The sequence below is a fragment of the Chitinophaga sp. genome, from assembly GCF_036569125.1.
GTDB lineage: Bacteria > Bacteroidota > Bacteroidia > Chitinophagales > Chitinophagaceae > Chitinophaga.
In genome coordinates, this window is record NZ_DATCRF010000641.1 from 1 (window position 1) to 5,809 (window position 5,809).

Below are 5,809 nucleotides of genomic sequence, written 5' to 3' on the forward strand. Positions count from 1 at the left end.
CGCAGCGCCAAAATCATTGGCCAGTGAGCGAATATAGGTACCTGTGCTGCACACCACGCGAAAAAACACTACCGGCATTTCAATTTTAGTGAGCTCAAATTCTTTGATGAAAATATTGCGGGGCTCCACCTTTACTTCCACCCCCTGCCGCGCCAGGTGATAAATGGGTTTGCCATTTTGCTTAATGGCGGAGTGGATGGGCGGCAGCTGTTGCTGCTGTCCTATAAAACGCTGTGTGGTGGCGTGTAGCAGCGCTTCATCAATACCGGTAGTACCTTTAAATTGTTCAGGATCAGATTCCAGGTCAAAGGTGGGGGTAACAGCGCCTAAGGTAAAAGTACCGGTATATTCTTTCTCCTGTGCCTGGTATTCATTGATCTTCTTAGTCATTTTACCGGTGCAGCAAATAAGCAAACCGGTGGCCAGCGGGTCCAGCGTACCGGCATGCCCTATTTTGGCTTTGGTGGTATTGCGGATCTTGCGCACTACATCAAAAGAGGTCCAGTGCAGGGGTTTATTCATCAACAGCACCTGTCCTTCCTCGTAAATATTTTTTTCCTGGTTCTGATTCATGGCGCAAAGATAATGAACCACGCCGCCCCACAACTTGCAGCTTGCCGCTTTTTTATTATTTTAGCGCCTTATGGCCTTACAACAGCATAAAGATGCCAACCTCCGGTACCAGCAACAGGTAGATAACTCGCGCACCTACGTACTTCCGTTCATTGAACAGGCCATGCCTTTAGTGCCGGGTATGCGCGTAATGGAAATAGGCTGCGGGGAAGGCGGTGTGTTAACACCCCTGCTGGAAAAGGGCTGCCAATGTGTGGGGGTAGACCTGGATCCCATCCGCATTGAGCTGGCCAATAATTTCTTAAGTAGCTATGTACAGAGCGGGCAGCTGCGCCTGATCTCCAAAAATATTTACGACGTTGATTTCCTGGGCGAGTTCAAAAATTCTTTTGATCTCATCATCCTCAAAGATGCTATTGAGCACATCCCGGATCAGTCAAAGATCATAGGTTATCTGAAAAACCTGCTCTCACCCAACGGGCAGGTGTACTTTGGATTTCCGCCCTGGTATATGCCGCATGGCGGCCACCAGCAGATCTGCAACAGCAAGGTATTAAGCATGCTGCCTTACATACACCTGCTGCCACGCCCTTTATACCGCGCCTTGCTGAAAGCAGGCGGTGAGCATAGCAGCACCATACAGGAGCTGATGGAAATAAAGGATACCGGTATTTCTATTGAACGTTTCGAGAAAATAGTGAGGCAGCAGGGGTTTACAGTAACCCGTAAAAAACATTACCTCATTAATCCTATTTATAAATACAAGTTCGGGCTGCAACCCCGTACCCAGTGGGGGCCTGTAACACATTTACCTTTTGTGCGGAACTTTGTAACCACCTGCGTCTACTACCTAATTAAATAATGTGCTGATATGCTAATGTGCCGGTATATGCTTTAAGCAACAAAAACCAGCACATTAGCATATTAGCACATTAATTACTGTTTCTCATTCCAGATCTCCCAGCTGGCCTCTGCCTGCAGCACCAGCATTTCATGGCCGTTCTTGGTAGCAGCTCCCTGTGCCGCACCTTTTTGCAGGAACAATGTTTCAGCAGGATTATAGATCAGGTCATACAACAAATGATGCCGGGTAATAGCTTCATATGGCAGCGCAGGCGCCGCATCTGTTTGCGGGTACATGCCTACGGGCGAGGTATTGATGATGATCGTATGCATTTCAACAACAGCAGCATCCACCGCTTCATAAGCCACGGTGCCGGGTTGTGTGCTGCGGCTTACTACGGTAAAGGGAATATTCAGCTCTTCCAGCACAAACATTACAGCTTTGGCAGCGCCGCCCGTGCCCAGTACCAGCGCATGGGTATGATGCGGTTTTATTAATGGCAATAACGATCTTTTAAAACCAATTACATCCGTATTAAATCCCTTTCTTTTGCCAGCCTGAAGGCGGATGCAGTTCACCGCTTTTATTTGCTCTGCTGCCGGGCTAAATTCATCCAGGAAAGGCAGCACCGCTTCTTTATAGGGAATGGTAACATTAATGCCATACAGGTCTTTACGTTCCAGCAATGCCGGCAGCTCACTGATGCTGGTCAGTGGAAAATTCTCATACACACAGCCGGTGATACCTTCCCGCTGGAATTTCTCTGCAAAAAATCCTTTGGAAAAAGAATGGCTCAACGGGTAACCGATTAGACCGTATACTTTCATGTGGAATTACGATTTTAGATTTACGATTTTAGATTGCTGAACTGATGCTGCAGATCGTAAATCTAAGATCGTAAATCGTAAATTATGTTTATTCAGCGTTCAGGAACAAATGGAACGTATCGCCGCGCAGGCCTATACGCATAGCTTCCAGGGCTATTACTTCATGCGGGGCCAGGTTGCCCAGGTTCACATTACACCCTACCAGCTCAAGGAAGTAAAGCTGCTGCGCTTTTTGCGGCGCTTCCCAGATGATCTTTTCTGCCGGGATCTGTGTTAATATTTCCTGCACCAAACCTTCACGTACCTCGCCGCTGCCACGGTAAATGCCTACGTTACCGCTTTCGCGGGCTTCGGCAATTACATAGGTGGCGCCGGCATCCAGCTCTGCGCGCATCAGCTCTATCCATTTATAGGGGGGAATAATATGTTCTGCATCTTTGGACCCTACTTCGCTCAGCACCAGCCCCAGTTTTGACAGCTTTTCAATATAACCGCACTTTTCCGCATGCGGGATGGTAATAGAGCCGTCAGACACCTCCATGTAGGTAATACCGTAGTCTTGCACCACTTTAATATATTCATCCAGCTGGTTGCGGATCAGGAAGGCTTCAAACAGGGTGCCTCCAAAATACACAGGTATGTTTTGCGATTGGTATAGTTCTATTTTTTCACGCAGCCGGGGCGTAACAAAAGAGGTGCCGAAGCCCAGCTTCAGTATATCTATATGTGGCGCTGCCACTGACAAAAAGTTGCGGGCTTCTTCCACGCTAAGGCCTTTATCCATTACCATGGTTAAGCCATGGGTGCGGGGCTTCTTTGTACGGTCCGGGATCTGAGTAAGATTGAAATTCATGCTGTCTGTTATTTATGCCAAGTCAAACCAAAGTGGAAAACCGGCGCAAAAATAAGAACTATCTCTAATTTATAAGCTGCTTTTCGGCAGGCCAGCCAAACAGCAGGATTAATTTATGATTATGCATCCCCCGTACCATAGTTGGCAGTCTTTAGTTGGCAGTTGGCAGTATGCGGATTTATGCCTGCGCATCCTTTGCCTTTTAATAGGTGTTTCAACATGTTTCCCTAAAAAAACAAACCTGTCCCAATTTATCCGGAACAGGCTTTTATTTTTAATTTTTACCTTTTTACTTTTTCTTTTTTCTATACCGGGCTATCAGCTCTACCACGCTGGTATGCTGCAGCAGCGTAGGGTCCAGCTCCACCATTTTCTTTAATTGGCGGGGCGCCAGCTGCAGCGCGGTTTCCAGCTGTATCAGCCCTTCTTTGGTATGGCCGGTTGTGATCAATACCGCTGCACGGAAATAAATAAATACCGGCTTGCGGCCCAGCTTCTGCTCGCCCTCATCCAGCTGTATCATGGCTTCATCAAAAAAGCGGGCTACATACAGCGCACGGATGAACTCCTGCCAGGTGGTAACGCTTTGCGGCTTAATACGCAGGGCGCTCATAAACTGGATCAGCGCATCTTTGTTCTTGCCCAGCTCCAGGTAACACTGGCCCAATGCTATAAAATATTCAGAGCTGCCCTTGTTGATCTTCAACGCGCTGGCTATGGATTTTACGGCATTCTCCCAGTTAGCCTCCATCATATAGGCAACAGCTATCTTATAGTACAGCTTATCATCCTGCGGACTTAAGTGCGATGCCTTGCGGTAGTAATAGCGGGCCTGGGTGAATTTGCGCATCTTCTCGTAACAGTGGCCTATGGCTTCATAGATCACATCTTCCGGCTTGGCTATTTCCAGGTGTTTCTGCAACACTTCAATAGCTTCCTGGAACTTACGGAGGCGGATATACGCATCGCCCATATTGCGGTAAGCGTAGTCGAATTTTTCATCAATGGCTACCGCGTACAAATAGGCATCTATGGCCTTTTCATACAGCTTTAGCCCCTGGTAGGCAGTGCCCAGGTTAAACCAGGCCAGCTGGTTATACGGGTGGTCGTTAATGATCTGGGTATGCAGGCGGATGCTTTCTTCATTGCGCCCGGTATACTCCGTCCAGAAGCAGATCTTATGGAGGGCTTCCTCGTTATTGGGATCGTGCTCCAGGGCTATTTTCAGGCAGTCAAATACGCGATCGAACTCCTCCCAGTCATCATACACGTCCGCCAGCTCCAGCAGCAGCTCCGTACGGTCATCCCCGTCAAACTGTTTGATCTGCTCCTCCAGTACCGAAGCAGCTTTTTCGTGCTGGTTCAGGGCCAGGTAAATATCCGTTTGCAGAATGTACAGGTTAATATCCGTACTGTCCAGGATAGCGGCTTTTTCCAGCAGCTCCAGCGCATCCGGGTATTTTTTGGTTTCTATTAGGAGGTTTGCTTTTTTCAGTAAAAGGGTGGATGAGTAGGGAAATTGTTCGATAGCTATTTCTGCCGCCTGAATTGCATTCGGCAGCTCGTCATGCTCATCGTAGTAGTCGATGATCTGCTCAAAGGAATCTTCGTCTAAAAAGGAATGAGACTGGCCAGCTCTGAGGTTTTCAAACTGCTGCAACAAGTCTCTAAGCTCCTCAAAATCCTCGTTAAATAATGGAAAGTCTTGATTCATTATTGTAAATATAATACTTTTATTGAACCACGCAAATGCAGACAAAAGGACGCCATTCATGGAATTTTTAACAGTTTTTTAGGAAATAGTTGTAAATTGCGTTAAGAATTTGTTATATGATATATTGAAAAGTTTGTACATTTGTGACACAATGAAAACGAGAACCTTCATATTGCAGTCTTTTTCATTGACCTGTTTATTGGCAGGCATGTTGATTTGCTGCGTGCTGACCGCACGGGCAAACGACCTGGCGCTTAACAGTGATAAAGACAAAGTGGCTAAAAAGACGGAAAACCGTTTTTTACTGGGGGCCATGCCCAAAACTAACCTCAGCCTTGATGGTTTCCGCTACAGCGGTACCTTAAGCTCTGAGTTTAAGCTAACGTCCTCCACTTCCTGGAACATAAAGTCCGTAATGACCTATAAAAAAGGGAATGTAACGTTTGTACTGCCGTACAATGTACAGGTACAACAGCCCACTAACATGCAGCAGTTCCATAAATTGCGGATCCTGTTGCCTTTAAAATAGCGCTCATAAGTTTTAACTTATAAAAAGAAAGCCTGGAACCATGTTCCGGGCTTTTTTATTTAGTTTCAGGAATCAGGGATCATACACATATTCCCCAGGTCCTTTACAGGCAACTTTCCTTAAACCGTCCGCGCCAAACCCGGCATTTATGCGGTACCAGTTGCATTTCCCTGAGATTCCTTACCGGCCATGGTTTATAAGATATTTCTCCGCCCCATTTCCGGCAACAAAAAAGCCGGCAATAACGCCGGCCTTAATTATTTTCATAACACCCTGCTCAGCTTCCCATTTTCTGCAGCTCCTCTTTGCTGATCACCTTATAACCGGAAACAGGCGTTTCAAATAAAGATGCCGGTACCGGGTGTAAGTCAATATGAGTGGCTATTACATTCATTTTAGCGCCGGTGCGGGTTATAATTTCAACCTGCAGCGGCATTCCCTTCAGGTTCACAAACCGCCGGTTGTAATG

General features: G+C 46.8%; 7 protein-coding genes. 2 read left to right on the forward strand and 5 right to left on the reverse strand.

Translation table 11 applies throughout. From position 1 onward, the window contains the following. Positions 1-573 (reverse strand): tRNA pseudouridine(55) synthase TruB (gene truB, locus VIM87_RS23970; RefSeq protein WP_331999458.1); only part of this gene is annotated, 573 nt, incomplete at its 3' end. Positions 574-643: 70 nt separating this feature from the next. Between truB and VIM87_RS23975 the strand changes: the two genes are divergently transcribed. Continuing rightward, a complete protein-coding gene (locus VIM87_RS23975) occupies positions 644-1,435 on the forward strand; it encodes a class I SAM-dependent methyltransferase (protein ID WP_331999459.1) in 792 nt (263 codons plus the stop codon). Between the two features lie 74 nt (positions 1,436-1,509). On the opposite strand, the gene aroE is transcribed toward VIM87_RS23975, so the two are convergent. The 3 genes from aroE to VIM87_RS23990 form a co-directional block, all read right to left on the reverse strand. Next, on the reverse strand, positions 1,510-2,244 hold the full coding sequence (aroE, locus tag VIM87_RS23980) for a shikimate dehydrogenase (RefSeq protein ID WP_331999460.1): 735 nt from the start codon (positions 2,242-2,244) through the stop codon (positions 1,510-1,512). A gap of 88 nt (positions 2,245-2,332) precedes the next feature. Continuing rightward, on the reverse strand, positions 2,333-3,097 hold the full coding sequence (locus VIM87_RS23985) for a phosphosulfolactate synthase (RefSeq protein WP_331999461.1): 765 nt from the start codon (positions 3,095-3,097) through the stop codon (positions 2,333-2,335). A 289-nt stretch (positions 3,098-3,386) separates the two neighbouring features. Continuing rightward, positions 3,387-4,811 (reverse strand): tetratricopeptide repeat protein, encoded by a 1,425-nt coding sequence (locus VIM87_RS23990; RefSeq protein WP_331999462.1) that lies wholly within the window; start codon positions 4,809-4,811, stop codon positions 3,387-3,389. Positions 4,812-4,962: 151 nt separating this feature from the next. On the opposite strand from VIM87_RS23990, the gene VIM87_RS23995 reads away from it, so the two are divergent. Next, on the forward strand, positions 4,963-5,340 hold the full coding sequence (locus VIM87_RS23995; protein ID WP_217604250.1) for a hypothetical protein: 378 nt from the start codon (positions 4,963-4,965) through the stop codon (positions 5,338-5,340). A gap of 277 nt (positions 5,341-5,617) precedes the next feature. Here the strand turns inward: VIM87_RS23995 and VIM87_RS24000 are convergent. Then, positions 5,618-5,809 (reverse strand): hypothetical protein (locus VIM87_RS24000; protein WP_331999463.1); only part of this gene is annotated, 192 nt, incomplete at its 5' end.

What these genes read in the sequence shown, in the direction of transcription:
- VIM87_RS23975 (WP_331999459.1), top strand. Translation starts at nt 644, where the DNA reads ATGGCCTTACAACAGCATAAAGATGCCAACCTCCGGTACCAGCAACAG.
- VIM87_RS23995 (WP_217604250.1), top strand. Translation starts at nt 4,963, where the DNA reads ATGAAAACGAGAACCTTCATATTGCAGTCTTTTTCATTGACCTGTTTA.
- VIM87_RS23985 (WP_331999461.1), bottom strand. Translation starts at nt 3,097, where the DNA reads ATGAATTTCAATCTTACTCAGATCCCGGACCGTACAAAGAAGCCCCGC.
- aroE (WP_331999460.1), bottom strand. Translation starts at nt 2,244, where the DNA reads ATGAAAGTATACGGTCTAATCGGTTACCCGTTGAGCCATTCTTTTTCC.
- VIM87_RS23990 (WP_331999462.1), bottom strand. Translation starts at nt 4,811, where the DNA reads ATGAATCAAGACTTTCCATTATTTAACGAGGATTTTGAGGAGCTTAGA.